General features: G+C 41.5%; 30 protein-coding genes, 1 tRNA gene, 1 rRNA gene and 1 riboswitch. Of the genes, 5 read left to right on the top strand and 27 right to left on the bottom strand.

All coding sequences use genetic code 11. From position 1 onward, the window contains the following. Positions 1 to 130 (bottom strand): 16S ribosomal RNA (locus AAZR19_RS15960); the annotation flags it as partial. Positions 131 to 565: 435 nt separating this feature from the next. Further along, positions 566 to 667, top strand: a riboswitch (TPP riboswitch). 97 nt (positions 668 to 764) lie between these two features. Here AAZR19_RS15960 and thiT point away from each other — a divergent pair. After that, the gene (gene thiT / locus AAZR19_RS15955) at positions 765 to 1340 is read left to right on the top strand and encodes an energy-coupled thiamine transporter ThiT (protein WP_039180928.1); all 576 of its coding nucleotides are present in this window, start codon (positions 765 to 767) and stop codon (positions 1338 to 1340) included. Positions 1341 to 1580: 240 nt separating this feature from the next. Here thiT and AAZR19_RS15950 read toward each other — a convergent pair whose 3' ends face one another. The 3 genes from AAZR19_RS15950 to AAZR19_RS15940 all read right to left on the bottom strand — a co-directional run bounded on the left by AAZR19_RS15950 (position 1581) and on the right by AAZR19_RS15940 (position 4375). After that, positions 1581 to 2135, bottom strand: a complete 555-nt coding sequence (locus tag AAZR19_RS15950) for a GNAT family N-acetyltransferase (RefSeq protein ID WP_218676996.1) — start codon at positions 2133 to 2135, stop codon at positions 1581 to 1583. 150 nt (positions 2136 to 2285) lie between these two features. Continuing rightward, on the bottom strand, positions 2286 to 3833 hold the full coding sequence (locus AAZR19_RS15945) for a flotillin family protein (protein WP_024423234.1): 1548 nt from the start codon (positions 3831 to 3833) through the stop codon (positions 2286 to 2288). 11 nt (positions 3834 to 3844) lie between these two features. After that, positions 3845 to 4375, bottom strand: a complete 531-nt coding sequence (locus AAZR19_RS15940; protein ID WP_034284306.1) for a hypothetical protein — start codon at positions 4373 to 4375, stop codon at positions 3845 to 3847. A 207-nt stretch (positions 4376 to 4582) separates the two neighbouring features. Here AAZR19_RS15940 and AAZR19_RS15935 point away from each other — a divergent pair, with 207 nt between their 5' ends. Continuing rightward, positions 4583 to 5062, top strand: a complete 480-nt coding sequence (locus AAZR19_RS15935; RefSeq protein ID WP_226015525.1) for a DinB family protein — start codon at positions 4583 to 4585, stop codon at positions 5060 to 5062. A 39-nt stretch (positions 5063 to 5101) separates the two neighbouring features. On the opposite strand, the gene AAZR19_RS15930 is transcribed toward AAZR19_RS15935, so the two are convergent. Continuing rightward, positions 5102 to 6310 (bottom strand): iron-containing alcohol dehydrogenase, encoded by a 1209-nt coding sequence (locus tag AAZR19_RS15930; protein WP_025094230.1) that lies wholly within the window; start codon positions 6308 to 6310, stop codon positions 5102 to 5104. A 26-nt stretch (positions 6311 to 6336) separates the two neighbouring features. Beyond that, complete coding sequence (betB, locus tag AAZR19_RS15925) at positions 6337 to 7806, bottom strand: betaine-aldehyde dehydrogenase (RefSeq protein ID WP_041107556.1); 1470 nt, start codon at positions 7804 to 7806, stop codon at positions 6337 to 6339. 206 nt (positions 7807 to 8012) lie between these two features. On the opposite strand from betB, the gene cudC reads away from it, so the two are divergent. Together cudC and AAZR19_RS15915 are read left to right on the top strand one after the other, a co-directional pair. Then, a complete protein-coding gene (cudC, locus tag AAZR19_RS15920; protein WP_076839866.1) occupies positions 8013 to 8570 on the top strand; it encodes a choline uptake/conversion transcriptional regulator CudC in 558 nt (185 codons plus the stop codon). 72 nt (positions 8571 to 8642) lie between these two features. Then, positions 8643 to 8715 (top strand) — tRNA-Ala (locus AAZR19_RS15915). 337 nt (positions 8716 to 9052) lie between these two features. On the opposite strand, the gene AAZR19_RS15910 is transcribed toward AAZR19_RS15915, so the two are convergent. The 19 genes from AAZR19_RS15910 to AAZR19_RS15820 are packed head-to-tail and all read right to left on the bottom strand — an operon-like array spanning position 9053 to position 23218. Further along, positions 9053 to 9856, bottom strand: a complete 804-nt coding sequence (locus AAZR19_RS15910) for a peptidoglycan recognition protein family protein (protein WP_226015524.1) — start codon at positions 9854 to 9856, stop codon at positions 9053 to 9055. A gap of 19 nt (positions 9857 to 9875) precedes the next feature. Further along, positions 9876 to 10139 (bottom strand): phage holin, encoded by a 264-nt coding sequence (locus AAZR19_RS15905; RefSeq protein WP_019743388.1) that lies wholly within the window; start codon positions 10137 to 10139, stop codon positions 9876 to 9878. 11 nt (positions 10140 to 10150) lie between these two features. Further along, positions 10151 to 10363 carry a BhlA/UviB family holin-like peptide gene (locus AAZR19_RS15900; protein WP_017367922.1) on the bottom strand — a complete coding sequence of 71 codons (213 nt, stop codon included), beginning with the start codon at positions 10361 to 10363 and terminating at the stop codon, positions 10151 to 10153. Positions 10364 to 10399: 36 nt separating this feature from the next. Beyond that, positions 10400 to 10543 (bottom strand): XkdX family protein, encoded by a 144-nt coding sequence (locus AAZR19_RS15895; RefSeq protein ID WP_034624530.1) that lies wholly within the window; start codon positions 10541 to 10543, stop codon positions 10400 to 10402. A gap of 37 nt (positions 10544 to 10580) precedes the next feature. Beyond that, positions 10581 to 11276 (bottom strand): hypothetical protein, encoded by a 696-nt coding sequence (locus AAZR19_RS15890; protein WP_226015523.1) that lies wholly within the window; start codon positions 11274 to 11276, stop codon positions 10581 to 10583. Positions 11277 to 11324: 48 nt separating this feature from the next. After that, the gene (locus AAZR19_RS15885; RefSeq protein WP_024425890.1) at positions 11325 to 12452 is read right to left on the bottom strand and encodes a pyocin knob domain-containing protein; all 1128 of its coding nucleotides are present in this window, start codon (positions 12450 to 12452) and stop codon (positions 11325 to 11327) included. 7 nt (positions 12453 to 12459) lie between these two features. Further along, positions 12460 to 12633 (bottom strand): phage portal protein, encoded by a 174-nt coding sequence (locus AAZR19_RS15880; protein WP_024425891.1) that lies wholly within the window; start codon positions 12631 to 12633, stop codon positions 12460 to 12462. Continuing rightward, the gene (locus AAZR19_RS15875) at positions 12630 to 12959 is read right to left on the bottom strand and encodes an XkdW family protein (protein WP_041107564.1); all 330 of its coding nucleotides are present in this window, start codon (positions 12957 to 12959) and stop codon (positions 12630 to 12632) included. Before AAZR19_RS15875 ends, AAZR19_RS15880 begins: the two co-directional genes overlap by 4 nt. Positions 12960 to 12969: 10 nt before the next feature. After that, positions 12970 to 13848 (bottom strand): hypothetical protein, encoded by an 879-nt coding sequence (locus AAZR19_RS15870; protein WP_041107566.1) that lies wholly within the window; start codon positions 13846 to 13848, stop codon positions 12970 to 12972. Positions 13849 to 13863: 15 nt separating this feature from the next. Beyond that, on the bottom strand, positions 13864 to 14247 hold the full coding sequence (locus AAZR19_RS15865) for a phage tail-collar fiber domain-containing protein (protein WP_041107568.1): 384 nt from the start codon (positions 14245 to 14247) through the stop codon (positions 13864 to 13866). Between the two features lie 11 nt (positions 14248 to 14258). Beyond that, positions 14259 to 15182: a YmfQ family protein gene (locus AAZR19_RS15860; RefSeq protein ID WP_041107570.1), complete on the bottom strand. Its 924-nt coding sequence runs from the start codon at positions 15180 to 15182 to the stop codon at positions 14259 to 14261. After that, positions 15166 to 16215, bottom strand: a complete 1050-nt coding sequence (locus AAZR19_RS15855) for a baseplate J/gp47 family protein (RefSeq protein ID WP_024423251.1) — start codon at positions 16213 to 16215, stop codon at positions 15166 to 15168. Before AAZR19_RS15855 ends, AAZR19_RS15860 begins: the two co-directional genes overlap by 17 nt. Continuing rightward, positions 16208 to 16630 carry a DUF2634 domain-containing protein gene (locus AAZR19_RS15850; RefSeq protein WP_024423252.1) on the bottom strand — a complete coding sequence of 141 codons (423 nt, stop codon included), beginning with the start codon at positions 16628 to 16630 and terminating at the stop codon, positions 16208 to 16210. Before AAZR19_RS15850 ends, AAZR19_RS15855 begins: the two co-directional genes overlap by 8 nt. 14 nt (positions 16631 to 16644) lie before the next feature. Next, the gene (locus AAZR19_RS15845; RefSeq protein WP_024423253.1) at positions 16645 to 16911 is read right to left on the bottom strand and encodes a DUF2577 family protein; all 267 of its coding nucleotides are present in this window, start codon (positions 16909 to 16911) and stop codon (positions 16645 to 16647) included. Then, positions 16908 to 17918 (bottom strand): XkdQ/YqbQ family protein, encoded by a 1011-nt coding sequence (locus AAZR19_RS15840; RefSeq protein ID WP_226015522.1) that lies wholly within the window; start codon positions 17916 to 17918, stop codon positions 16908 to 16910. Before AAZR19_RS15840 ends, AAZR19_RS15845 begins: the two co-directional genes overlap by 4 nt. Before the next feature lie 11 nt (positions 17919 to 17929). Next, the gene (locus AAZR19_RS15835; RefSeq protein WP_076839876.1) at positions 17930 to 18598 is read right to left on the bottom strand and encodes a LysM peptidoglycan-binding domain-containing protein; all 669 of its coding nucleotides are present in this window, start codon (positions 18596 to 18598) and stop codon (positions 17930 to 17932) included. Beyond that, positions 18591 to 22598: a transglycosylase SLT domain-containing protein gene (locus AAZR19_RS15830; RefSeq protein WP_434703702.1), complete on the bottom strand. Its 4008-nt coding sequence runs from the start codon at positions 22596 to 22598 to the stop codon at positions 18591 to 18593. The genes AAZR19_RS15835 and AAZR19_RS15830 overlap by 8 nt, the downstream gene beginning before the upstream one ends. Then, positions 22599 to 22736, bottom strand: coding sequence for a hypothetical protein (locus AAZR19_RS15825; RefSeq protein WP_095357030.1), 138 nt, complete (start codon positions 22734 to 22736; stop codon positions 22599 to 22601). It lies immediately after the preceding gene. A gap of 41 nt (positions 22737 to 22777) precedes the next feature. Continuing rightward, entirely contained in the window at positions 22778 to 23218 is a 441-nt protein-coding gene (locus AAZR19_RS15820) for a phage tail assembly chaperone (protein WP_012011040.1), read from the bottom strand. A gap of 152 nt (positions 23219 to 23370) precedes the next feature. Between AAZR19_RS15820 and AAZR19_RS15815 the strand changes: the two genes are divergently transcribed. Then, positions 23371 to 23460, top strand: a complete 90-nt coding sequence (locus AAZR19_RS15815; protein WP_073207186.1) for a putative holin-like toxin — start codon at positions 23371 to 23373, stop codon at positions 23458 to 23460. Positions 23461 to 23744: 284 nt separating this feature from the next. Here the strand turns inward: AAZR19_RS15815 and AAZR19_RS15810 are convergent, their stop codons facing one another. Continuing rightward, on the bottom strand, positions 23745 to 24188 hold the full coding sequence (locus AAZR19_RS15810) for a phage tail tube protein (RefSeq protein ID WP_003213309.1): 444 nt from the start codon (positions 24186 to 24188) through the stop codon (positions 23745 to 23747). A gap of 1 nt (position 24189) precedes the next feature. Continuing rightward, positions 24190 to 25536, bottom strand: a complete 1347-nt coding sequence (locus AAZR19_RS15805) for a phage tail sheath family protein (RefSeq protein ID WP_041107583.1) — start codon at positions 25534 to 25536, stop codon at positions 24190 to 24192. Position 25537: the final 1 nt, after the last annotated feature.

The raw sequence follows: 25537 nt of genomic DNA, 5'->3' as shown, positions 1-25537 counted from the left end.
AGGTTACCCACGTGTTACTCACCCGTCCGCCGCTAACATCCGGGAGCAAGCTCCCTTCTGTTCGCTCGACTTGCATGTATTAGGCACGCCGCCAGCGTTCGTCCTGAGCCAGGATCAAACTCTCCGAGGTATGCAGGATGCATATCACACATGCGTTGCTACACGATGTAGCGAACTTAGTATGTGATCACTTCCTGCCTCGCCAGTTTGACTGACTACCTATGAAGTATCATAGGATTTTTTTATAAAAACTCGAATTAACAGGTACGTTTTGTCTTGTTTAGTTTTCAAAGATCATCTTCGTCGTCTCTCAGAGGCGACTTTATTAATATAACATTCTATCAAGATAAAGTCAACAACTTTTTTCTTAATGTTATTTATCAACCGCGCTGTTTCAGCGGCGAATACAAATATAACACCTTTTGAAAGAAGAAACAAGTATTTTTTCTAAATAATTTATTTTTCCTTATCTCTTCCTATATATTGATACAAATGCTGCTTATCTCGGGAATTGTCTATTGTTGATCCTGCAGGTCTTTAGTATATTTATAATAGATTGAAACTTAATAACCGCAGGGGGAGCTTTGTGCTGAGAGTGAACATTCGTTGTTCTGACCCTTTGAACCTGTCAGTTAATACTGAAGTAGGAATGTGGAATCACTTGAATACATACGGTGTATTCAAATCGATATGTTTTTCTATGAATAACATACTCATCCTTACACGGTCTCTCCTTGCTCAATTCATGAAAAGGAGATTTTTTTATGCAGCAATCAAATCAATTGGTACGACTGATGGAAATCGCGATTATGACTTCACTTGCACTTGTATTAGATTACTTATCAGGTCTCTTTTTAAGAATGCCCAATGGCGGTTCTCTTGCGCTGATTATGATTCCCGTCATTCTCATGTCTATTAGATGGGGAATATCTACCGGATTTATTATCGGTGTGTTAATCGCAGGTCTTCAGCTGATGAATAGCCCGATCATCGCTACACCTGTTCAAGGATTCCTCGATTACTTCGTTGCATCTGTTGTTATTTCTTTAAGCGGCCTGTTTTCTGGACTGATCAAAAAAGCCATTCAGGATCAAAAGCGAAAACAGCAATTCTTCTATATTACCCTAGCTGTTTTTGTTGCTAGTTTCTTCAGACTGCTGACGTTCTTTATTTCTGGCGTCGTTTTCTTTTCTCAATATGCTCCGAAAGGAACACCAGGATGGGTCTACTCTTTAATTTATAACAGCACATATATGGTTCCTTCATTTATTATTTGCAGTATCGTTCTTTGCATACTCATCCCAAGTGCATCTCGTTTGGTTTTTCCTCATCAAAAATAACCGGCTGATTTCAGCTGGTTATTTTTTTATGCATAATTTGCTGCTCCCTGGAATCTATTAATAATAGAAGATTTCATGCTGGAGGTACGACAATGAATCCTTACTCCATTATGCTGTGCTGTTACATTCTCAGTCTCGCCTACTTTTTGGCAAGTTTCTATGAGGCACTAAAAATAGCAGGTGTGAAAGGAAAAGTAGAGGCTTCTCCTTTTATATCTTATATTTTGCTCGCCACACTTTTTACTTTTTTCTCTCATTATTACTGGAAGCTGACGATATAATCTGTTGAACATGAGCACTTAGTACAGACAGTTCCCAACCATACCCTATTTCCTCATGTTTCTCACCAGCCAGCTCGAACTGGCTGGTGACGGCAAAACTAGGTTGAAGCTTTTGATAAAATTGATTCGCTGAATTTTGCTCAAATACCCAGAGCAACATTTTCTGAAAGCCTTTCTCTATTAAATAATCCACTCCTTTTGCAATCAAAGCCATACCCGCTCCTGATTTCTGTTTCTGTTGTAATAAATAGATGGCATATAGCTCTCCATCATATGTAAAATAACGTTCGTCACGTTGTTTTCCGAAAGAGGCAAAACCAAATACGCCATCCGCATCTTCTGCGACAAACGTGCCTTCAAGCGATCTTTTTCTCCAGCTCTCTTCCTTCTCTGCAATGTTTAAACCATCTAAATACTCCTGCGAAATAATCCCTTGATAAGTCGTCTGCCAGCTTTTCACATGTATTTCGGCGATTTTTGGAATATCTTGATGTACAGCATGTCTCACCTTCATCCGCGCCACTCCTTTTAGTTTTTTTCACCCTATCTTCATTATGATAAATTCCTATTATATAAAATTCAATGACCGACGTTTTGTCAGCATACCTTTTAATGATTACAGAAAAAAGTGACACCTTCTGATAGAAGGTGTCTTCTTTTGATTTTATTCTTCTATTTGACGATCAGCGATTTCTTTTTTTCTTGGCTGTTTGATTTCATTGGTTAGTTCTTGGATGCTTTGTTTCACATTGCCTTTGCCAGAGAAATTCTCAATAATTTCTTTGACATCAATCCCAGAGGATGCTTTCAGGCTTTCTTGCAGACTGGACATGAGATTTGTGGCATAGCCTGTAACTTTATTGGCACCGCTGCCTTCTCCGTTACCGCCCGTATCCACAACAGTAATTTTATCAATGTTAGAAAGTGGTGCAGATACTTGCTTCGCATATTCAGGTAGCATTTTCACAATCATATCAAGAATCGCTGCCTGACCATACTGTTCGAATGCTTCAGCGATTTTCTCTTTCGCTTCGGCTTCTGCAAGTCCTTTTAGTCTAATGACTTCTGCTTCTGTTTCCCCTTTTGCACGATCCGCTTCCGCTTTGGCAAGCCCATCAATTCGGACTTTCTCAGCTTCTGCTTTTGCCATTGCTTCAATGCTGTATTTCTTGGCATCTGCTTCAGCGAGGCGTTTCGCTTTTTCCGCGGCAGCCGACTGCTCAACAGCATAACGGTCCGCATCTGCTTTCTTTTTCACTTCAGAATCGTATTGACGTTCACGACGCTGAATCTCTTTTTCTTCTAATTCAATTTGTTTCTGACGCTCAATGATTTTGACTTGCATTTCTTGTTCAGTTACGTGCTGACGGTTACGAGCTGTTTCTAGATCGTACGCTTGGTCAGCACTTGCTTTTGCTGTATCCTGTTCACGTCTGAATTCTGCTCTTTTCAGCTCATTAATCTTTTCTGCTTCAGCGATTTCAGTAGCACGCTCAAGCTCAGATTTCTTCGCATCTTTATCTGCTTCGGCACGTTTGATACGTGTTTCTTTATCTGCTTCAGCTGTTGCAATATCTGCATCGCGTTTTACTTGGGCAATTCTTGGTTTACCTAGAGATTCTAAATAGCCATTTTTATCACGAACATCTTTAATCGTAAACGATACAATGACAAGACCCATTTTCGCTAAATCTTGAGAAGCGACACGTTGTACTTCTTGAGAAAATTTCTCTCTGTTTTTATAAATCTCTTCGACTGTCATTGATCCTAAGATGGAACGAAGGTGGCCTTCTAATACTTCTCTCGCTTCGTTTTCACGGTCTTCTTTTGTTTTCCCTAAAAATTGCTCTGCAGCAGTCGCGATTTCTTCAATCGATCCGCCAATTTTAATGATGGCCGTTCCATCCGCCATGACTGGTACACCTTGTTCAGTATAGACTTCAGGTGTTGAAACATCTAGCTTGCTAGATAGTAAGCTGAGCGGCTCTGCTTGTTGAAAGACTGGAAGTACAAAGGTACCGCCGCCTCTCACAATCTTAATCTTGTTTCCACCTTCATCCACGTGGACATTTTTACTTCCTAGGTAACTTCCTGTGACGATTAATGCTTCATCTGGACCTGCTGTCCTGTATTTAGAAACAAATACACCAATAAGTGCAATAAGAATCACAAGCACAATTCCAATGATCACTAAAATAGTTGTTCCTGGCATAGCATTCCCTCCTAGATTTCTTCATTTGGTATAACAGATAAGACGCCTTTGTTCACTTCGACAACTAGCACACGGGTTCCATATGGAATCTCCTCTTGGTCGAAACTGACAGCTGGCTTTGAGATTTTCCCGCTATTACTGATTAACAGCACTTCTCCAAATCCGTCTTTTGGAACAGATACAATGATCTCCCCAGTTCTTCCTTTTAAATCGGCTTCCGTATAAGAGAGAGATTCCTCAGCAGAGGAAAGCGGGACTAATACAAATACATTCAAACAGGTCACAAGGATCACTGCGAGGATGGCAGATAATACTGCGCCAAGTCCACTTCCTACAATTGCTGTTTTTTCAGAGATAAACCCTCCAGCCGAGAAAAAGGTAAGAAATGCGAGGATCAATGTTGGTTGAAGGAATGGAACAGGGATCGCTTCAAACAATCCATCAAATACATCGCCGAAAAAGACGAAAACAAGTGTCAGGATTCCTGATATCATCAATATGTATAAATACAGCGTCTGAAGAGGCAGCCCGAACACATCCATCTTCCTCACCCTTTCATCATGAAATGAACATCTTTTGTTTCATTTAGACCACACTCACCTCCAATGTATTCCTTCTAACAGGTAATACGAACCACTTTTGTAAAGGTTTCATATTTCATCACAATTCTTCAAAGGGATTTTCGGATAGCTCAAGAATGATTGTCATGTACCCTTATGTTAAAATTTGATCTTGAGGTGATGAAGAAAATGAGTTTATTACATGAAGCAAGACAAGAATTATGGCACGAGCTGCAAGGTTTGAGCGAAGAACAATTGAACCAAAAATTATCTGCTGATACTTGGAGTATTCAAGAGGTAGCAGATCATTTAAAGAAAATGGACCTAGTTGCAGCAAAACATCTAGCTGCTGAGGGGAAAAAAGCACCGATCAAAGAATATGAACCAAAGCCGGTGGAAATGGCAGAGGACCGTTCGAAAAAAGCCATTGCACCTAGTATTGTTGCGCCTGAGCACAAGCATGTAACACCTACACATTTAAAGGATGAGCTCGATACTGCACGTGAGCAGCTCAATCAAATTTTATCAACATTTACTGAGGAAGATTTCAAACGCGTCATTGCACACCCTGTGTTTGAAGAGCTATCCCTCAAGCAATATCTTGATTTTATCGGGGCACACGAAAAACGCCATATTCATCAAATCAAAGAAATTAAAGAACAACTATAGACATAAAAAAGACTCCCTTTTGGGAGCCTTTTTTCATTGTTACACCGTTTTAGGTGTTAACTCAAAGCAGCGAGCATAAATCCATTTGTACGCTTTTTCGTTTAAATCTCTTGGGTTTCCAACTGTTTGCGGATCTTTCATCGCTTCTTTAGATAAACGATCAATCATATCTTTTGATACACCTTGTTCTTCTAATGAAGGAACTTCTAAATCCTCTACTAAATCATACATCCAGTTCACAGCTGCTTTGGCTGCTTCCTCTGTTGTCATTCTGCTTGTATCAATCCCAAACGCTTGCGCAATTCGAGCGAATTTTTCCGGATACCCTTTCCAGTTATACTCCATCACTGGTCCCATCATCGCTGCAACACACTGACCGTGAGCGACAGGAATAATACCTCCGAGTGTTTGACTCATCGCATGTGCAGCTCCAGCTGATTCACTTCCATAAGAAAGCCCGGCAAGCATCGCAGCTTGTGCCATTCCATATCTGGCTTCTAAGTCCTCGCCATCAGCAAAGGCACGGCGAATATAATGAGCAGCATATTCAATTGCCATGAGCGCTACCGCATCTGTAATCGGCTGAGCAAATTTCATCGTATAGCATTCAATCGCGTGAGCAAGCGCGTCAATTCCAGTCATTGCTGTCACATGAGGCGGCATGGACACATGAAGCTCTGGATCAATTACTGTTAGATGAGCTGCAATGAGAGGTCCACCAGTATTGAATTTGAATTCTCTTTCTTCATCAGTAATGACCGCCCACTGCGTTACCTCTGAACCTGTACCAGCTGTTGTCGGAATAGTGGTTAAAGGCGGGATTCTGTTTTCTAGCGGTTTTTTTCCCTCTGCCGCTTCGTAATCAAGGACTGAGCCTTCATGAGTCGCCTCTACTCCGATTGCCTTTGCTGTATCCATTGAACTGCCGCCGCCTACTGCGACTAATCCATTACAGCCTTCTTTTTCATATAAAGCAGATCCTTCGTTCACTAGACGGACTGGCGGATTTGGCTCTACTTTATCAAATAGAACGACATCGATTTGTGCTTCTTTTAATGAAGCAATTACTGGGTCCACCACGCCGGCTTGATAAATACCAGGGTCTGTTACAAGCAATACCTTTGAAACGCCGTATGCTTTCACTTCTTCCCCAACATGTTTCACTGCACCAATGCCGTGTTTAATAACAGTCGGAATTTCAAATGTGTGGAATTTCTGCATGCTTTCAATTTTCATATTTAGTGTCATATTGTTCTCCTCCAAATGCGTAATTTTTATTTAAACCAATGAACCGCTTCAGGTTTTGTATTTCGATATAAATGCTTCAGTTCGGTATATTCTTCAAGTCCCGTGCGTCCTAATTCGCGCCCAATGCCTGATTGCTTGTAGCCACCCCAAGGTGCTTGAGCGAAATAAGGGTGGAAGTCATTGATCCAAACCGTGCCCAATCTTAATTGTCGAGCCACTCTTTCGGCCTTGCTGATATCAGAAGACCACACAGCTCCTGCTAAACCATAAATCGTATCATTTGCCAGCTTGATGACTTCTTCCTCTGTACGGAAGGATTCGACTGTCAGGACGGGTCCAAAGACTTCTTCCTGTACAATCCGCATATCTGACGTGCAGCCTGAGAAAATGGTCGGCAAGTAGAAGAACCCCTTTTGCAGCTCCTCTGCGTCAGGTCTTTTTCCGCCTGTCTCTAACTTAGCGCCTTCTTCTAAACCGATGCTGACGTATTTTTCTACTTTTTCTCGATGCTCAGCTGAGATGAGCGGCCCGCTCTGGGTGTCTTCATCAAAGCCGCTGCCTAGCTTGATTTTTTTCGTACGCTTCACCAGTTCTTCTAAAAATTCATCATGAATAGATTCTTCCACTAGCAAACGTGAACCCGCTGAACACACTTGCCCTGCATGGAAAAATACAGCATTCATTGCCTGGTCAACCGCTACGTCTAAATCAGCATCTTGAAACACAATATTCGGATTCTTTCCGCCAAGCTCAAGGGCTATTTTTTTCACATTCCCGCTGGCTCCCTGCATAATTTTCTTCCCTGTTTCAATACCGCCTGTAAATGAAATTAAATCGACTTGATCATTCACAGCAAGCTCATCCCCAACGGTTGCCCCAGGTCCAAGCACTAGGTTTGCAACGCCTGCTGGAACGCCTGCTTCTTCCATGAGTTTAAATACTTTGATTGTGGTGAGTGGTGTGATTTCACTTGGCTTTAGAACAATTGTATTTCCCGCCGCAAGTGCAGGAGCGATTTTCCAGCTTGCTTGAAGCAATGGATAGTTCCAAGGAGTGATTTGTCCGCATACACCGACAGGCTCTCTGACTAATTCACTTTTCGAGTTTGGAATTGGTGATGCAATGATTTCCCCGCCCTCTTTATCAGCCAGACCTGCGTAATATTGGAACACGTTCGCAATATCGTCCATATCTGCCTTGCTTTCCTCTAATGTTTTGCCTGTATCAAGCGATTCCAATTTGGCTAGTTCATCAAGATCACGTCTAATCAATTCAGCTATCTTAAACACAATATTTCCTCTTTCAAGTCCAGGCATGTTTGCCCAGTCCCCTTGATCGAAGGCTTTTCTCGCTGCTTTAATGGCTAGCTGCGCGTCATTTCTAGATCCTTCGCTGACTGTCGCGATCACTTCTTGATTGAACGGATTGATGATATCTCGCGTGTCGCTACTTTTAGCGCCAACCCATTGTCCGTCTATAAATAGTGTTTGACTCATAGAAGGAACCTCCTCTGATTCTTTTCGGTAAGTTTGTTAAATAAAAATTTAACGTTTTGAACATAATTAACTTAACATGTTCAAATTTTTCTGTCAAAGGGAGGTATGCTTCATTTATTTTGACATTTTGTATTCTTTCGTTAACATATAGTCCATAAAGATTTTTTTGAACGGATTGAATTTTCTTAATAGAAAGCAGGGACAAAATGAAAAAGCAGGAAAAACCGCAAGCAGAAGATCGTATTTTAGCTGCTAAAGATCTAGTCATTGATTCCATAGCTGAAACGATGGATCTCTATGGCATTACACGAAGTGCAGGTATTCTATATGGAACAATGTATTTAAATGAGGAAATGACACTGGATGAAATGCGTGAAGAGCTGCAAATGAGTAAGCCGAGTATGAGTACTGGTGTGAAAAAGCTGCAAGACATGAATATTGTCAAAAAGACGTTTCACCGGGGCCGAAGAAAACACAGCTTTGTTGCGGAAAAAGACTTTTTTAAGTTTTTCACGAACTTCTTTCCGCAAAAATGGGAACGTGAGGTCGAGGTCAATTTAGCGGCAATTGAAGAAGCGCAAGAGCAGCTTCAAGAGGTGGCGCGTGATGATCAGCTGGAGGAACATATAAGAGAAGAAGCGCAGCAGCTCATTGAGCAGCTTGAAAGCTCAAAAGCCTATTATGACTGGCTGAGACGATTAGCCCATTCTGTTCATTCTGGTGAAATTTTTGACTATATTCCGATTGAACAGAAAGAAAAATAGACGATGTGTTTATGTTTTACAGCTTGAATTTCACAGGAGGATTGATTATAATAAATTATGTCGTCATAACTCGGGGCATTAGCTCAGCTGGGAGAGCGCTACGCTGGCAGCGTAGAGGTCAGCGGTTCGATCCCGCTATGCTCCATACGAAAAACCATTCTTGTAAAATCAAGGATGGTTTTTTTATGTACATATCTCTTACAGTTCTGTTTGTTCTTTGTTTTTTCTTAATACCTTTATGATGCGGTATGTGATCACAGAAAGATAAGTTAGGATGAGAATGATTGTGTAGGACACAGGGAAATCGCTCGTCATTCCGTGATAAAAGAAATAGATGAGCAGCACTGACAGCATGATGATCTGGAACATTTCTTTTTTCATAATAGTGATTTGGCCGATTATATCACAAATGAAGTCAATTTTAGTTAGCTATCAGCAAGGAAGCATTTCCTCACTTGCTGATAGCTCTTTTTATCAAATCATTACTTCTTCAGCAATTGTTCGATTTTGTTCTTCGTCTTCGGTCCATAAATTCCGTCTGCAGCTAAGCCGTTCATGAGCTGAAACCGCTTGACCGCATTCGCTGTTTTCGGTCCATAATAGCCGTCAATCCCGTTGTTTTTTGCCCCTTTGTCTGGGTAAAAATAGAGGGAAGATAAGGCTTTTTGCACGGCTGTGACTTGAGGGCCTTTTGTTAAGGGCTTGGTGACTTTTAAAATGCCAGATGGCAGGTTTGACGAATTTTGTCTGGGAACGGGTGCTTTGTGGCTCAAGCTTTCTGTCTGAACTGGTTTTCTTGTGCTTTTGCTGCCGGTATGCGCTGTGGCTATGCCAGCTTTAAACTGATCCCATCGTCCGAGAAGTTTCCTTGGACACTCTTTCCCGCTCCAATGTTTATGAGGCACTACATTTGATAAAGGAATCCCCAAATCTCCTATCAGCTTGCGAATAAGCCATTGGGCATTTTCGACTGCTTGTTCAAAGTTACCGTCTGCATTTTCACAAATTTCAATTCCAATTGACTTCATATTGCCGGTGCCTCTGCCATCCCCTGCGTGCCAGCCGTTTTCGTTTAACGGTAAATGTTGATAAATCACCTGATCATCAACGGTGTAATGCCAGCTCACCCCGGTACTCGAACGTGCAACAAACTCTGCGTGACTGGCCGCATTAGCGCCTTTTGCACTGTTTGACGTATTATGCACTGTAATATAGAGCGGCTTCATCGTGTTTCCTGGTCTGTTGCGATGTTGTTTTGGAATCAATGCTTGAATGATTTTTACCATGTCGTTTCTCCTTCAAGTATTATTTTGTTAGCCCTCTTTGTTTCAGAGCATCTTTTTGTAATTGGCCTTTGTAGGTCACATAATTGTTTTTAAACCAAGCTATTACCGCTGTAACCATAGTGAAAATTGTAGAACCTGCCACATATAGTGCCTCACCTGCGGTTTGTACTTGCTCCTCACTAATCGGCAGCACCGTCTGTCCAAACATGACAAGCGTTTGATTGATCAGAGCAATAAAAAGAAGCACTGTGCGAATCACAGTGCCTTTGTCGAATGTTTTCATGAGTTTTCCTCCTATTTTAAATTTCGTTCTATTTTGTCGAGTTTGTCGATCACGACGTCATACTTTTCACTAAACTTGGCTAGCACATCATTTTGCGCCTCGATTTGCTCATTGAGTTTGTTTTCTCGTTCCTTTGTTGTGTTGAGAACATAGAACAGAATCCAGCAAAAGAGAACGGCAAATGGGCCTTGGGTCATTAAGTTTTGAACAACATCTACTTCCATTGGAATCACCTTCTTTCCGGCAAAAAAATAAAGCCATTAGGCTTCGTATTTGTCTCCTGTTATGTCTTGATAGTCGTCTGCTGAGATCCAGCCGATGCTTACATAAAATGCAATGTCCTCTGGGCCGTAACATTGCCAGTCCCAAAATTGTTTGATATCTGCTACAGTTGGAAACATCATTTTGATTCAGCTCCTTTAAAGATAGCAAATAGCTGCGTTAAATGATCCAGCCATAAGTATTTTCACTAAAGACTGATAAGGCCCTCATAGAACTTTTTGTAGGCAGATCGGGGTGTGCTTCATGAATATACCAAGAATGCACGCCAGGTAATTTGATAAGTTTATCTAAAATACTAGGATCGTTTGCATTAATTCTTTCATAAGCTTTTCCATCTTCAGCAGTGATTTTAGATAGTTGTCCTGCGTCCCATTTGTTTTTTTCATTTTGTGTCGGCAATTGGAGCCAGTTAATTCCGACGTCATTCACATGATAGGAAAAACAAAATGCATTGCCTGATGTGTCAATCGCGATTCCTACGCCAATATTATTTTGACCTACAAGCTGAAAGCCTCTTAATGCAGCATTACCTATAGCAGGAGAATCGACTACTCCAGAACCTCCCGGAGCATAGAACGAGCAGGCACCTAACGATTTAATCCCGTTATAAATACTGCCGCCAGCAGGGATATTCACCAACTGGGACCCGTTATCATTTGTCATTTTATATAACTGAGATTGATCCCATTTCTGCTTTTCTGTTACAGATGCATGAGATGTTGCATCATTTTTGTGTTGATTGATTTGATCCAAAAGTCCAACATCATTTTCAAGAATAACCTTGATCATGTCATTAAACAGATCTGCATGGGCTTTGTCACTGACTTTAAAAGAACGAGGTGTCTTTATCTCCATGAACATTCTCCTTTTATATTTCAGCTCTAAATATTGATTTTATTAGCTTCACCTTGTGCTGAACTTAAAACCAAATGTAATAAACTCAGTGGGATTGGCGTTATTTGAAGATGATTGTACACATACATTACCCTCTTTATCTATTAAGGTACGATGGAATTGTGGTACTCCTGGAGTCCCTATACTAGAAGCGACTCCTACAAAATGCATTGCCTGTTTCGGCCGATATTCTTCAGGCAAATTAAACACTGCATTATTTCCTAATGTCCCACCTTTTACAGCTCCTACTATCTCAACTTCACCTAGGAGATTCTTGCGATATTTTACTGGTAAATTAATAGGGTCATATTCCTTCCAATTGCTTTTAATCTCTTTAGGTGTTTCCCAAGATCCTTCTAATAAATCTGATAGCGTGATTTGCTTCTCCCATGGTGTCCATGATTCTGCATTGTGTTTAAGAACTCTAAAGTATGTGTTCTTCCCATAAACAGATTCGTATGCTATTTGCACTAATGTACTGCCATAACTCATGACCAATAAAAACACTCGATTAAAGGATGATGGACCGTTTATACCTTGGTTATAAATGAGGTACATTCCTGTCTGAGTGAGGGTGTTATAGTCTGTTTCGCTAGCAAATCCATGATAAATGGGCTTTCCATTATCTTGTGTGATTTTTACTAATTGACCGTTATCCCATCTATTCATATCGCTTTCTGTAGGCAGCTTTGTCCATGAAATCGATGTATGTCCAGCATCATAATAGAAAAAATAAGCATTACCTGACATATCAATCGCAAAGCCAGATCCAATATTTTCTTGCCCTACTGTCTGCAGCCCTCTTATTGATACATTCGGTAAGGCAGGTGAATCCTCCACGCCAGCAGCTGCATAAAATGTACATGTTCCTTTGTCTTTTATCGCATCAAATATGCTTTCCCCGGCTGACACATTGATAAGCTGTCTTCCACTATCAGCCGTGATCTTATAACTCTGGGATTCATTCCATTTTTTCTTTTCTGTTTCAGATGCGTGTACTCCGCCATCATTTGTATGTTTTAAGAGATGCTCTAATAATCCAGTATCATTTTCAAGTAATACTCTGACCATGTCATTAAACAGATCTGCATGCGCTTTATCATTCACGTTAAATGGTTTTGGTTCTTTTATTTCCATTCGGTTTTCACTCCCTTGCCTTGAAATTTGGTTCAATCTCTTGCAGCTGCTCTAAAGTGAGTATCCTTTGCTCGTATCCTGCATTTAGATCTTCCATTGAACAATCACCTAGTTCAATTGCCTGTTTAACCAATCCAGGTGTCACCCATTTGAAATATAATGCCATTACCCAATAACTCATCTATCACTCTCTCCTTTAATGAAAAGGATCTCATTTTTTAGCGCTTTTAGTTCGTTTGATAGAAGATCACATTGATGTTCAAGCTGTTTTCTCATCAGCTTTTCTTTTGCTACTTCTTGTGCTAGATAATCTAGCGGGAGCGGTGGTTGATACCTTGGATTGGCTTGTGATTCCTCCCACCATTTTTTCAACTCTTTCTCTGTTGGTTTGGGCACATCAAGATACCATTCATCTATATACGAACCAGCACCGTCATTTCTTAGTTCAAAATCCTTTTGCGGATCCGCATCGGGATATTTATATTTAATGGCTTCATATAAAATCATCAAAACCCTCCTATACTCGCGGGAAATTTCGGCCGCCTACTTCTGTAATGTCAAAATAGTTGTACCAGCCTGAGTTATCTGATATATAACGACTAACGTCTCCGTCATATCCTGCGTACATATAAATTTCTAAATAATCCCCTTTATTAGCCGGTACATTGGCAGAACCATAAAGTCCCATACTAAAACTCAACGTATCAGATGGGCTTGTCGGACTTTGTCTTTGATGTGAAATATTTTTATATCTTTTTCCATTTAAATAGATCGATAATTCAAAGTTTGCATACCGTTGAAAGCTTTCAATATACACACCAGCATTCACTGAATACATTCCGTTTTCAGGGCAGATGAAGCGATTATTTTTGATATCAAAATTGTTATGACTGTCTTTTATCTTTCGATTAAAAAGGACTTTTTGATACTCTCCCTTGGTTAATAACTGCTTCCCAGTTGTACTTATATTGGCATGACAGAACCCAGAGAGTTTATGCCAGTCGGTCCAACCCGAACCAGTCCACCAATGACGGCACCACGTCCCTGTGCTATCAAAATAGCTGCCTGCTTCGTTTCCAGTCCCATAGTAATATTGGACAAATCGAAAGTTACTATATTTTTCATTTTTCACAAAGCCGAATCTTGTAGGGTATCCCGTATCATTGGCTTGACCAATATCCATGAATGTAATACCTATTGGATATTCCTCGCCGCTTACTGTCGCATCTTGAATGGCTTGATCCCCTGTTAGTTTGAATAAGCTTTCATTTGTGATCCCTGCTATTTGTTTACTAAGCGCATTGTCATTTTCCACAAGTGTGTCGACCATCCGGTTAAACAAATTGGCATGTGCTTTGTCAGAGGTTTCAAACGGTAAAGGTGATTTTATGTCCACTTTATTTCTCCTCCATCAATAAATATCATCAATCTCAAAAACAAATTCGATGTCGCCGTCTTTTTGTTTGTCTGTCATGGTGCGGATGGCGGTGAATTTGCCTTCTTCGTCGACGAGTGCTAGTTCGTTGATCACTTCTCCTGCCAGTTCTCCTTCGGCGATCGTGCAGGTGTAGCGGATTTTTGCTGGTTCCATGAAGGTAAACGAATCAATATTTTTTTGAACTAGTTCTTTTTTGAGTTTTTGTTCAGTGCCGTCTAGAGAGATCGGTTTTCCATCCTTCGTTCCCCCATTTCCAAAGGCCATTTTGACGACTTTTGTGAGTTTTGTTCCTTCGGCTCTTGCCTTTGCCATTTGTTGACGTGCATACAGTGTTGTTACGGTTAATTGATCAGCCATTGTGATCCTCCTTATAGATCTATTTTTTTAGAAGTTGCTGCTAGCAATTTTGATCCGTCCAGCGGAACAGATCCATCGAGAATCCAGTAATGATCCTTGATCAGTAAGCTTCCACCCTGTTCAGTTTGGACATGTACTGGCAGACGGAACGTCATCTTCTTCTTTGTTTGATGCTGGAGCTGATTTTTTGTGCGTAAAGTCAGTGCCTCTTTTTGCTTCGTTTCATGTACCGCTCCAGTCATGACATAGTTCATGCGATATGCTGTGTCTGACTGATGTTGAAGAGGCATTCTTATGTTTAATGAATGCCGAAAACGAGCAGGCACATCCGTTGTACCTCGTGTTCCGCTGAGATAAAACGTACCATTTAAGACAAATTCACCATTGAGTAAAATGGGGATATGATCGAAAAAACCCACTCTGCTGCGCAGTGTGAGCCTCCCGTGATGATCATTTTTTTCATGTACATCAGTATGATGAAAAGCCGTGAACGTATAAGCCAAGTGTGCGGGTTTTAACGTTTCAAGTATTTCTACAATATATCTCGTGTTTTGCAGATCATCTAGGTTCACACGTAAGGCGAAGTGATAGCGATTGGTTGTGAGACGGATGACAGCACTTGGATTCTTGAGAAAGCGATTGACTGATTTCTCTAATGAAAGGTACGTGATTGGGGGAATATTTGACATCATATTGAGTAAGCGTGCCCTGCGCAGTTCAATTGAATCATCTGATTCCCGCTGCACCTTCAGCATTCTTTCCCATCTATTCAATCCCCATGTCGCTGTTAAAGGAAAGAACTGATCCGTTAAGTCGAAAATAGATTCGTCCAATCCCTCAAATTCCGGTGCCTCTGTCTTGAGCAGGTGATCAACTTCATAAATCTCTGTAAAATATGGCGGCAGGTAGTTTTTCATTTCATCCTGTTTGCTCAATAACCTTCACCTGCCTAAGACGCGGAATCTCAATGTCCTGTAATACTAAGTTTTTCGACTCTCCATTCAATAACACATCTGCATAATCTGACACACTTTCTGAATGGTACAGAATATCATTTAAGGCGGACATTCGAATGGTACTCTTTTCAAATGCGATTGATTTCAACAGCGTCTTGACCTTTTCTTCTATTTCTTTCTGAGCTCCTTCAAGGGTCCAGTCCATTTGAAGTTCGACAGCCACTTCTATGTCGATATCCAGCCATTTGGCGCTTTCAACGGTTGCTTTTGAGCCTATAGGTGCTTGTCCTTCTCCTTCACCTGGCACTGGGTCGATATATTCCTGTACCCTTTTGACAAGAAGGTCTGATGCAACATCTAGATTGCCATCTGTGATGACAATTTTGACCGTCCCTTCTCCGTTCCAAAGCGGGAACACTTTCGCTCTGCCAACACCGGGCACTTCCTCAGCCCATTTTTTATAATGCGCCCTGTTGGCACTGACAGCCTCCCGCCTCGCACGTATTAAATATCGATCATATAAAGAAGCGTCATCTTCCTCCTCTTGACCTGGTATCACCAGTTCTTTCATCTTAATCGATTCAAGTCCTGGAATTGTATCAAGTGACAGCAGCGGCTGATCTGTTAATTGAACATTGCCGGCTTTACCAGGTGTCTCGCATTCTAGAGTACCATCCTTCGAATACTGAAAATAAACGTCTTCAATAAAAAAACGTGAGCCAGCTGGTATGTTGATATTGTCTGGCTGAATGACCGCTGACCAAACCGCTTTAGTGGCTGGTTTTCTTTCAATTCCTACTTCAGCAGCCCGCCGATCTAGAAACTCTCCTTGTGCTGTGTCTGCAAAGACCAGCTCAAACACTTGGTCAAGCCAAATATAGGACTGGGCCAGTTCAGCGGCAGCAGGTGCCAAGGCATTCCAAATGACGCTGTTTTCTCTTTTATCTATATCATCTGGCAGTCTATCCAGCATTCTTTCCATTAATGCTTCGTACGTCTGTTCCTCAAACATCGCCCTCCATCACCTCCTCTATTTCTAATGTGCCCTCATCTGTGACAATCGCTAGTTTGACATGAAACGAGTCATTTTGTTTTGTGACCTCTAACTCTTCAATATGATCAATCCGTTCGTCAACGAGCAGTGCTTCCTCTAGCAGCCTTGGAATCTCCATTTCTTTGTATTCATCCGTAGCTTCTGTATCCGTCAACAGCTCCTGAATTTCAGTGCCAATGTCGTGGCTGTAGATAGGATGTGCATACCTCTCTGTCCTAAGTGTCATATAAATGAATTGCCGGATTGCCTCAATACCTGAAATGGTTTCGCCTGTCAGTCTGCCAGTTTCAAAATCTATTCGATACGTCGTTGAGGTTTCGACCTCTTCATCTTCTTCTATTTCCTCGATTTCTTCCTCTGGTGAAAGTGCCACGTTCATCACCTCCCTTACAATTTGTCGATGATGTAAAAGGACTGGCCTCCTGCCATTGCAAGCACCATAATACTGTCTCCCCTTTTCAGCTCATCATCCTCACCCTTATTTAAGCGCTTCGGCCAAATCAGTAATTCTTCTGGAATGATCAGCTTATGATTTTCATTTAATCGGATGCTCAGAGGGGAAACTGCCGTGACTTCTCCAATGACAAGATCAATTGGCGATTCTGCGTCTACTGCATTCACTGCCAATCGTTTAATCGCTTCACTTAATCTCACGCTTGATCACCCTTTGGCATGGAATTTTTCTCAACAACATCAATGGTCATGGTGTGTTTCACCCCACTGAATTCATGTTTGTCTTGATCGATCCAGTAAGTTTTTTTCACGTTGATTTCAGGAATTTTCAAATAGATTGGGAGACCGCTTTGCAGCTCTGGAATTCCTAACGCTTGTATGCTTTTGACTTCTTGTTTGACGCCTTTTTTCTCTGCCAGCCGTACTTTGGCTCTTTTTTGCAGCTGCGGCTGGTTGATTTGCCCTGTGACTGTCTCAACATGCTGTAAAATACCGTATTTATTCTGACCGGCTTTATCCTGTTCAATCACCACAAACTCGGATTTACTGCCTTTTTTCTTATTCTTCCCCTGTTCATCAGCAGACGTACGCATCTTGACACGAGTGGCTGTCTCTTCAATCGAGGTGCTGTATTGATAGCTGATGAGATTAACGCCTGATTCAATGACCCATACGTCCTCTGGATCAGGCCAGGCTCTCAGCCCCATCTTGCCTTTAGCAGAATAGATTTGATAGTTTCTTCCTGTTTGCCGCTTCGTTTCTTTCAATGCTTTCAATATCATGTCATACAAGCTTGTATCATTTTTAAACACTAGTGATTTTATGACATGTCCTGTATCGGCGATGGAGGTCATTGGAATTTGAAAGTCAGCTCCAATCCGCCTTAAGATTTGATCTGCTCTTTGATTTGAAAAAACATAGACATCTTGGTTTTTCACCAAATATTGGAGCATATCGTATGCAGTAAACGTCAGCTTCCCTTCAACCGGCGTCCGGGAAAAAACAATGCCTCTAAACAGCTCTTTTCCTTTCCATTTAAAAAGAACCGTGTCCCCTTCCGAGACACGGTAATATGTTTGACTGCCTTGCTTAGTGATAATATTTGCCTGAATTGAGCGAGGGGCTTGATATCTTTGCCCCTGAAGTGTCACACTCTCTGTGACAAGCTCATACATGGTGCCGCTTCTGATGGCAAAAAGCTCGATCAATGCCAGCCCCCCTATTGTGGTATTTTTAACCTTTGTCCAGGGAAAATCCAATGCCCCGGCTGCTTAATATTACGTCTGCTACGTTTAATCATCACTAATTTATTGGCATTCCAAATACGCCGCCATTTTGTACTGTCTCCATAAAACCTGCCAGAAATGGCCCATAGTGTATCCCCTTTTTTGACGGTGTACATTTTTGGTGGTGTTTTTGAAGGCCTTTTCTTTTTCGTTTGTTTTGCTTTTTTCTTTCGTTTGATTTTCCTAGGCGATGCGGTTTTATATTCCTTTAACTCGATCGTAAATTCACGATCTCCAATATCATATGACCCTTCCTTGTGGGTGAAGCTTTCAATGCTGCACGTCATATTGATTTTTGTTCCAGTTACAATCAACCGCACGGATTTCTTTGAACGCATCATTCGTTCAATTTTCGCGATCGCATTCTCTGGTGAGGGAATGCTTTTATATTCAGCAATCGGCGAATATTTCTTAGGAAATAATGAGGTGAAAGATACTTGTTTCGCCGATGGTACGTCAATAAAGGTCAGTTCTCCAAAAGAGGCGACCTTTACCGTTTCATTTTGTACGTTATTTGTGATTTCGAGTTCGGATGGAAGGACAGGGAATCGCAACTTGTCCTTTCCTTGGGAAATCCACAATTGATACACTGATTTACCCATCAATTACGACCCCCTTCGTTCCTGTATGAAGCTCTACTTCCAGTTCATCTACAAGCATTTGTTTAATTTTTTCGACTAGCGATTGCTGGTCTTGTCCATTATGGAAATGCTGATCTCCATTGAACTGAATCGTGATTTGTTTATTACCTGACGGTGTTGTACTGCCAGTAGTCTGAGCTGAGGTGACTTGCTGCATCTGTGCTTCCGGTAAAGGAGCAGATGCATTTGATGGATCATATACTTGCATCCCAAGTGCCTTGGCTGCCTGCGCCAATAAATACCTTCCACGAATGCCTCTTTCCTCAGGAATAATCCATTCACGTTTATTTCCTTCACCGACTCTAGCAACTTGCTCTTGAGTAATCAATCCGCCATTTGCGTAGCCTTTATAAGGGCCGCCTCTTCTCATACTTCGTAATCCTGGCGTATTGAAGACTGTTCCATATCTGCCCTTAATGTAGTTAATGGCTGCAACGGCATTATGAATTGGGTTCCAAATGTCATTCATGCCCTTGCCTTTATTGGCGTTAAACGTCGTTCCAATGGTTTGCATTAAGCCTTTAGAAGGTGTTCCTTTTTTAGCATTGGAATCCCATAAGTTGATCGCTCTCGGATTTCCATTTGATTCGTGCTGCGCGATAGTCATCAAACCTGGAAGCCAGCTCATAGATGTGCCAGTTGCCATCAGAGCTGCCATCAGCCATTGCTGAACACTAAGACCTGAAGCCCCCATCCCGCTGAAGGCACCAATCAATGAACCAGCCTGATTTTCAGCAAATTTTTTCACATCAACTGAGTCGAGCCCTTTGACGACACCGATCGATGCAAATTTTCCAAGACTCATCATGACGCGTGAAGGGGAATGAATGTCTAATTCCTCTCTAAACGCCTGTTCTACTTTCTTCGCCATATCTTTGGCTGCTTGCGTGACTTCGCTTCCTTTGGAACGCATGCCGCTGTTAAAGGCGTCAATCATTCCAGAACCCCAGCCTGGTGATTCTTGTTTTGCTTGCAGGAATGATTGTTTGATGTTTTGATCTACGTATTGGCTCGTGCCAATTGATGTGGCATTTTGGCCTGCTGCAAAACCACTCACCGTTCCAGAACCCCAAGTTGGCGATGCTGTCATGACTTGTTGGTATGGTGCTTTTACACGGTTTTGCAAGAAGCTATCTGTTCCTGTTGGTGTCATCTGCTGACCGTTTGCAAAAGCAGAAACCGTTTGCTGACCATACTTTCCTGAGTCTGATGTCAATTGACCAAAAGGCTGCTGAATATTCTTTTGTTTCCATTGATCAAGAGAGATGACTTTACGGTTTAACCCTTGTTCAAAATCGTTATTAAATTGCTCGCCAATGCCGGAGGCTTGAATGTTCGCATTCATTGAGACTGATCCACCTCCGCTCATTGAACCTACAGAAGATGATGGAGTTGTAGGTGCTGGGGAGCTTGACACTGGATTTCCTGCCGCTCCGCTCGGTACAACAGACATTCCAAGTTGAGAAGCAGCCTGTGCAAGCAGCATCTTTCCGCGCCCTCGGTTATTTTGAGTTGGAATGACAAATTCGTTACCAGCTTCACCGACCCATGATAAGGTTGGCTGGGTGATATAGCCGCCTGTGGCTTTTTTATCAGGGGTTCCAAAGACATGTTTCAATATAAAATCAACCCCACCGCCAGCCTTATCAAAAATCTTTTTGACCCAGCCAAACGCTTTAGAAAACCCATCACCAATAGCTTCTGCTACTTTTACAATTGGCTTTTGAATGTTGTCCTCAAACCATTTGGATAATCCATCCCATATATCTGTCACGACTTTATACGCTTCTTCAAACTTTTTACCGAAACTGTCTTTAATGGTTCCTACTGTATCTACAAGTGGATTCCACACATTTTCCATAAACCATGTCGATACAACTCCAAAGATTGATTGTATCTTTTTCCATGCATTTGATAATGCTGTCCAAATCCCTGTAGCGACTGTAACAACTGTGCTGCTTAGTGGCGTCCAGACGTTCTCGATAAACCAGCCTGCGACTGCGCTGAACGTTTCTTGAATCCATGTCCAGGCATTGACTAGGCTTGACCAGATGGTCGTGGCTACCGTAACGACTGTACCGCTTAACGGTGTCCAGACGTTTTCTATAAACCAACCTGCAACTGTACTGAATGTTTCTTGGATCCATGTCCAGGCATTGACTAGATTTGACCAGATGGATGATGCTACTGTGACAACCGTACTGCTTAATGGTGTCCAGACATTTTCTGTGAACCAAGTCGCAACTGTTGACCAAACTTCAACAATTTGGTCTTTGATTTCAATGGATTTTTGGCCAATCTTTTCAAATCCGCCGCCATCAAACCATTTTCCGATCGTTTCACCGATAGATTCGCCGCCCATACTTCCAGCGATGCCGCCTACTAGACCACCGATGGCTGTACCTACTCCTGGAACTACGCTTCCAATAGCTGCACCTGCTGCTGCACCTGCCATCCCGCCGGCGATACCGCCTCCAGTCGTACCGATCTTTTCACCAGCATTCTCTTTTTTCATACCGATTAAATTTGTTGCGCTAAGTAAACCACCTAGAATAGGTACTTTCTTTAATAATTTACCGCTCCCTTTACCGATATTTTTCACCGCATCTCCTAGTCCACTTAACCCCTTGCCACCTTTCATTAGACCCGTAAGTCCGCCAACTGAAGCTGCGATACCCGCACCTTTCTTTAGTCCACTAGGGATTTTTCCAAATAATTTACCTGCATTTGATTTCAGTTTCCCTAATTTACTTGGAGGCCTTCTATTCATTTCGGTTCTTGATGTGGCATTTGGATTTGTTGATCGTCTCGGTGAACGCCCATTTTTCGCTTTAGTAGATCCTCGGCTGCTTATACCTCTTGCACAACAAGGGCAACAACTACTGCGAAACAAACCTTTTCCACCTCGCGGCTTAGGCTGCGTTTTAGGAGCCGAATTAGATGGTGTTGATGTTGGTGCAGTTGTCGGTGCTGTTGTTGGTGCTGTTGTTGGCGCTGTTGTTGGCGCTGTTGTTGGCGCTGTTGTTGGTTCACTTGATTGATCACTTGTACCAAAGAGACGATCTAATCCAGTCTTCACCAATTGATCTAGTTTTTCTTCAGGATTAAATTTAATCTTCTCTTTAATTCTTCCGATCACATCTTGTTTGTACTCTTCCATTTTATTTTCAACCCAAGGAAGTGCTTTTTCATCCCAAAAGTTTCTAGGACTCAATTTTTCCTTCACTTTGTCTGCAACGTCACCTGCATATTTTTGAATTTCATTTAATCCTTTATTGGCAAAGTTTTGGAGCCAACTCTGTTTAGGTTCAACCGTTTTAACTGACGGACTAGCAGTCTCAGGATCTTTTTTTATGGTTTTTTCTTTCACAACAGACTCTGCCTGATCTCGTTTTTTCAGCTTACTTTTTGCATTGTCTTGAACAGACACTCTGATTTCGTGTTTGGACATTGTCAAGCTTTTGAGTGTCTTTTTGATTCGTTGAATTGCAGCGGTGGCTTGGTCAACCATGTTTAATCTCATATAGTACGTTCTGTTGATGAGCTGAAGGATTGATTTTTTGATCGATGACATTTTCGCTGACAATTGATCGTTTAGTTTAAACGTCAGCATAATGGGACTTGTCCCCATTTGTTTCAAACGATCTATGTTGGATTTAATGACATCCAGCCCCTTCGCTTGAAAGGATATGACCAGATGATTTGGAATCATATTTAACTGATTGTTCAATGCTTTTAGATCCCGATAGATTCCTTGATCCAGCCTCATAGAAAATCCTGAAACTTTCCGCAATGATAAAGTGAGGTTTCTTAATTTCTTTTCATCCATTTCCAGACTTATTTTCACTGGTTTTCTAAATGGTTTGAGCTGCTTCTCAAATGTTTGAAATCGTTTTTGAATGCGTAATAACTTCTTCGATACCCGGTCTTCTAATTCAAATCGTGCTGTAAGTTTCGCCAATTATTTACCTCCTTTCTTTGCTTCTTTTTCTAGCATGTCTAGCTTGTAGCTGATGAGTCCGAAAAGGAATGCTTTGAACGGTCTTGGTGATTCGTATAATTCCAGGAGTTCAGATGGGGAGTAGTGAAGTTCGTGCATCGCGTAATATAAAAACACCGCTTCTTTGTCCCCATCTTTTATTAGTTTTTTGCTGCTTCTTCTAAATCTTCAATTTCATCCTCAAATCCGTTGATTTCGATCGCTTTGTTTAACCAGTTCGCATATTCACCGCCGACTGACAGAACACGTTTTGCTACTTCAACTGGATCTTGTGTGCTGTAGGCTTCTCTTAATTCCTTTGAGCGGAAATCTGGATAAATCGTCGATTCAATCGCAATACGTGCGTAGAAGCGCTGGCTGTCTAAGTCTTTCACACGTCCTCTGCCTTTGACATTTTTGAAGGTTGTGTTTTCTTTTTCCAATTCATCAATACGTTCAGTTGTAATAGCTTTAAAGACAAAAGGAATGACATTCCCTTTTTTATCAACAAAACGCTTAGAAATCGGTACTTTGACTTCTTCCGCTTCTACTGTTTGTCCCGGCATAAAAAATGAAAGATCAAATGTTTGTTTTTCACTCATGTTTAAAAACTCCCTTTGTTATGTTTTTTTGAATGCAAAAAAGCACATCCATTTTTTGAATGTGCTTTCCAATCTTTTCATGTATAATTTAAATTGTACAATTGAACGGCTTGCTCAAGGGCGTCTGGCTCATCCCCAATAGGAAGGGGGTGATGCATATGTCAACATTTGAAGCGATTTCCCTTATGCTTTTATTCGGGATGTTTATCTTTACTTTGTTGACGTATATAGACAAAAAATAGACTCCCCCTTGAGCTGTGGAAGGTTAAAGGGAAGTCTACCTAAAGAACCTATTCGATAAGCCAGCCCCTTGAAGGGCCTCATTGTACATTGCCTGGATGTTAGAGCATCCTGGCTTCTTTTTATTTTATGCAAATTGCTTTGCATGTAAACATATTTTAATGAATCGAATACAAGACGTTACCAGACGAAATTAAAACCGCTTCAAAACGGTTGTATTACAACTGCATTATAGCATATTCAGTTATTATTTTGCTAATTAATTAGCTAATTTCCTCCACTTTTCTTAGAAAGAATTCTTTAACTTCTCAGGAAGATCAAAGTCTTCAAACGTGAAAGGAACCTCTTCTTCAAGCGCCTCTGAATCAACATCTAATCCAGCGATTTTAGCAGAATCAAAGTTGACATCAAATAATGTCACACGCTCAGTGCCACGGCCTGATGATTTATCGTCAATGACAGCTTGAAGAGTGAAATATGGATCTTCTCCTTTTTTCACGTAATTGAGCATCAATTGAACGAAACGCGACGTAACTTTATAGAAGGTTGCCGTTCCTGTTCCGTTTGCTCCCGTTGTTTTATGTCCAGTCATTCGGCGGCCCATGACGTTGACTTCTGATTTGTTTTTCTCCACGTTTGCTTCGAAGGTTTTGATAAATGCAAGCTCCTCACCTTCTAAGAAAAGACGACCTTCTTTACCTGAAATTGTATTTTGCGCTTTAAAAGCCATCTTACTTCACCTCCACATTGAAATAGAATTTTTCTGCTGCATCTACTGGTTGAACCGCTAAATCGATGATAAATCCATCACGATCTTCATTGAGGCCAATTACGATATCTGTTTCTGAATTAAAGCCTGTAATGCCGCTGCCATCTTGAAGCTGTGTGAGATACTGGGTAATCAGTGTTTTCACAAGCTGCACTCCATCATCTGATGCTGGAATGTCATTGCCATTGGCTTTGCGTAATTTAATCAGATTTTTTAATTCGAATGTTAAATCATTGTTGATCGCATCAAGCACACGAATGATTTTGTTTTTCGCCATTTGCTGGTTCTTTTCAGCTGTGAAGCTTGTCAAGGAGTTAATATCTTTTTCAACACTCACGGTACGATCTCTCGCATCAAAGGTGAAAAGGAACTCCCCTTGAGATAATCGGTATTCTACTTGATCATTGTCAAGACGTTCTAATGTATCGACCGCTCCTTCGTATTCAACAAAGGTCAGTGACTGATTGAAATTTGCTCCGGCACTTGCACCTGCGACCCATGCTGTTGTTTGAGCAGGTGTTAGTTCGGTTCCATCTTCGAGTACAACACCGCTTGTCACATTGATGATTCCTTCTTGGTCAGCTGCATAATTCGCCACAACCCCTTGCACCTTACGTCCTTGCTTATCACGCAAACGCTCGATAAATGAAGCGAAGGTTGCTTTTAATTGCTCACTATTATCGACTGGAAGGGCAATGACATCGAAGTATTCTGTTTCTGCTGCTTCTAGGAAAGCTGTATAATCTGCGACACTTGCCACGCCGTTTTTCCCGCCGCTTAGTGCCACACCTGCTGTGATGACGGCTTCACCTTCACCAGAAAATTGAACGTATTTGTTTTTCACAAGGTCTTTGACATCAGTGACGACCTGTTTATCCACAATATCTGTTCCAAGATAAGTGATCACATCGCGTTTTGTGCTATCAAGTACATTTTCTGCGACTTGTACTGTGATCTCATTTCCTTTTAGGCCGCCATAATTTGCTGTGACGACAAAATTTTCAGCAATTTCGGCTTTGGCCGGCTCTCCTTCATTTAGGCGGTAAAGTAAGACCGTTTGCGCTTTTTTCTTTGCTTCACGGAAAAGAAGAAGTGACTTATCATCAATGTTGAGTCCAACCTTTTTATTTAAATCTTCCATATTTGAAACGGAAATAAAGGTTTTTGGTTCTCCCCAGCTCATCACAAGGGGAAGTGCCACCGTACCTCGATCGCCTAAAGTAATTCGCTGCTCTGCTGTTGTTTTAAAATTAAAGTAAATACCAGGACGCTTTTTCTCTGTACCTGGTGTAAAAGTGCCTCCGTTCATC

Source organism: Bacillus sp. Je.9.29.b, assembly GCF_051129925.1.
Taxonomy (GTDB): Bacteria; Bacillota; Bacilli; order Bacillales; family Bacillaceae; genus Bacillus; species Bacillus safensis.
The sequence above is the reverse complement of the archived record's forward strand: the minus strand, read 5'-3'. Positions and strand labels throughout refer to the sequence as shown.

Excerpts from the sequence above, each read along its gene's own strand:
- AAZR19_RS15855 (WP_024423251.1), bottom strand. The coding sequence starts at position 16,215 with ATGTTTGAGGAACAGACGTACGAAGCATTAATGGAAAGAATGCTGGAT.
- AAZR19_RS15825 (WP_095357030.1), bottom strand. The coding sequence starts at position 22,736 with ATGCACGAACTTCACTACTCCCCATCTGAACTCCTGGAATTATACGAA.
- AAZR19_RS15930 (WP_025094230.1), bottom strand. The coding sequence starts at position 6,310 with ATGACACTAAATATGAAAATTGAAAGCATGCAGAAATTCCACACATTT.
- AAZR19_RS15805 (WP_041107583.1), bottom strand. The coding sequence starts at position 25,536 with ATGAACGGAGGCACTTTTACACCAGGTACAGAGAAAAAGCGTCCTGGT.
- AAZR19_RS15810 (WP_003213309.1), bottom strand. The coding sequence starts at position 24,188 with ATGGCTTTTAAAGCGCAAAATACAATTTCAGGTAAAGAAGGTCGTCTT.
- AAZR19_RS15875 (WP_041107564.1), bottom strand. The coding sequence starts at position 12,959 with ATGATTTTATATGAAGCCATTAAATATAAATATCCCGATGCGGATCCG.
- AAZR19_RS15905 (WP_019743388.1), bottom strand. The coding sequence starts at position 10,139 with ATGAAAACATTCGACAAAGGCACTGTGATTCGCACAGTGCTTCTTTTT.
- AAZR19_RS15940 (WP_034284306.1), bottom strand. The coding sequence starts at position 4,375 with ATGGATGTGTTCGGGCTGCCTCTTCAGACGCTGTATTTATACATATTG.
- AAZR19_RS15815 (WP_073207186.1), top strand. The coding sequence starts at position 23,371 with ATGCATATGTCAACATTTGAAGCGATTTCCCTTATGCTTTTATTCGGG.
- AAZR19_RS15865 (WP_041107568.1), bottom strand. The coding sequence starts at position 14,247 with ATGGCTGATCAATTAACCGTAACAACACTGTATGCACGTCAACAAATG.
- AAZR19_RS15910 (WP_226015524.1), bottom strand. The coding sequence starts at position 9,856 with ATGGTAAAAATCATTCAAGCATTGATTCCAAAACAACATCGCAACAGA.
- AAZR19_RS15895 (WP_034624530.1), bottom strand. The coding sequence starts at position 10,543 with ATGATGTTTCCAACTGTAGCAGATATCAAACAATTTTGGGACTGGCAA.
- AAZR19_RS15900 (WP_017367922.1), bottom strand. The coding sequence starts at position 10,363 with ATGGAAGTAGATGTTGTTCAAAACTTAATGACCCAAGGCCCATTTGCC.
- AAZR19_RS15935 (WP_226015525.1), top strand. The coding sequence starts at position 4,583 with ATGAGTTTATTACATGAAGCAAGACAAGAATTATGGCACGAGCTGCAA.
- AAZR19_RS15880 (WP_024425891.1), bottom strand. The coding sequence starts at position 12,633 with ATGAGTTATTGGGTAATGGCATTATATTTCAAATGGGTGACACCTGGA.
- AAZR19_RS15945 (WP_024423234.1), bottom strand. The coding sequence starts at position 3,833 with ATGCCAGGAACAACTATTTTAGTGATCATTGGAATTGTGCTTGTGATT.
- thiT (WP_039180928.1), top strand. The coding sequence starts at position 765 with ATGCAGCAATCAAATCAATTGGTACGACTGATGGAAATCGCGATTATG.
- AAZR19_RS15835 (WP_076839876.1), bottom strand. The coding sequence starts at position 18,598 with ATGGGTAAATCAGTGTATCAATTGTGGATTTCCCAAGGAAAGGACAAG.
- AAZR19_RS15885 (WP_024425890.1), bottom strand. The coding sequence starts at position 12,452 with ATGGAAATAAAAGAACCAAAACCATTTAACGTGAATGATAAAGCGCAT.
- AAZR19_RS15820 (WP_012011040.1), bottom strand. The coding sequence starts at position 23,218 with ATGAGTGAAAAACAAACATTTGATCTTTCATTTTTTATGCCGGGACAA.
- betB (WP_041107556.1), bottom strand. The coding sequence starts at position 7,806 with ATGAGTCAAACACTATTTATAGACGGACAATGGGTTGGCGCTAAAAGT.
- cudC (WP_076839866.1), top strand. The coding sequence starts at position 8,013 with ATGAAAAAGCAGGAAAAACCGCAAGCAGAAGATCGTATTTTAGCTGCT.
- AAZR19_RS15950 (WP_218676996.1), bottom strand. The coding sequence starts at position 2,135 with ATGAAGGTGAGACATGCTGTACATCAAGATATTCCAAAAATCGCCGAA.
- AAZR19_RS15890 (WP_226015523.1), bottom strand. The coding sequence starts at position 11,276 with ATGGAGATAAAGACACCTCGTTCTTTTAAAGTCAGTGACAAAGCCCAT.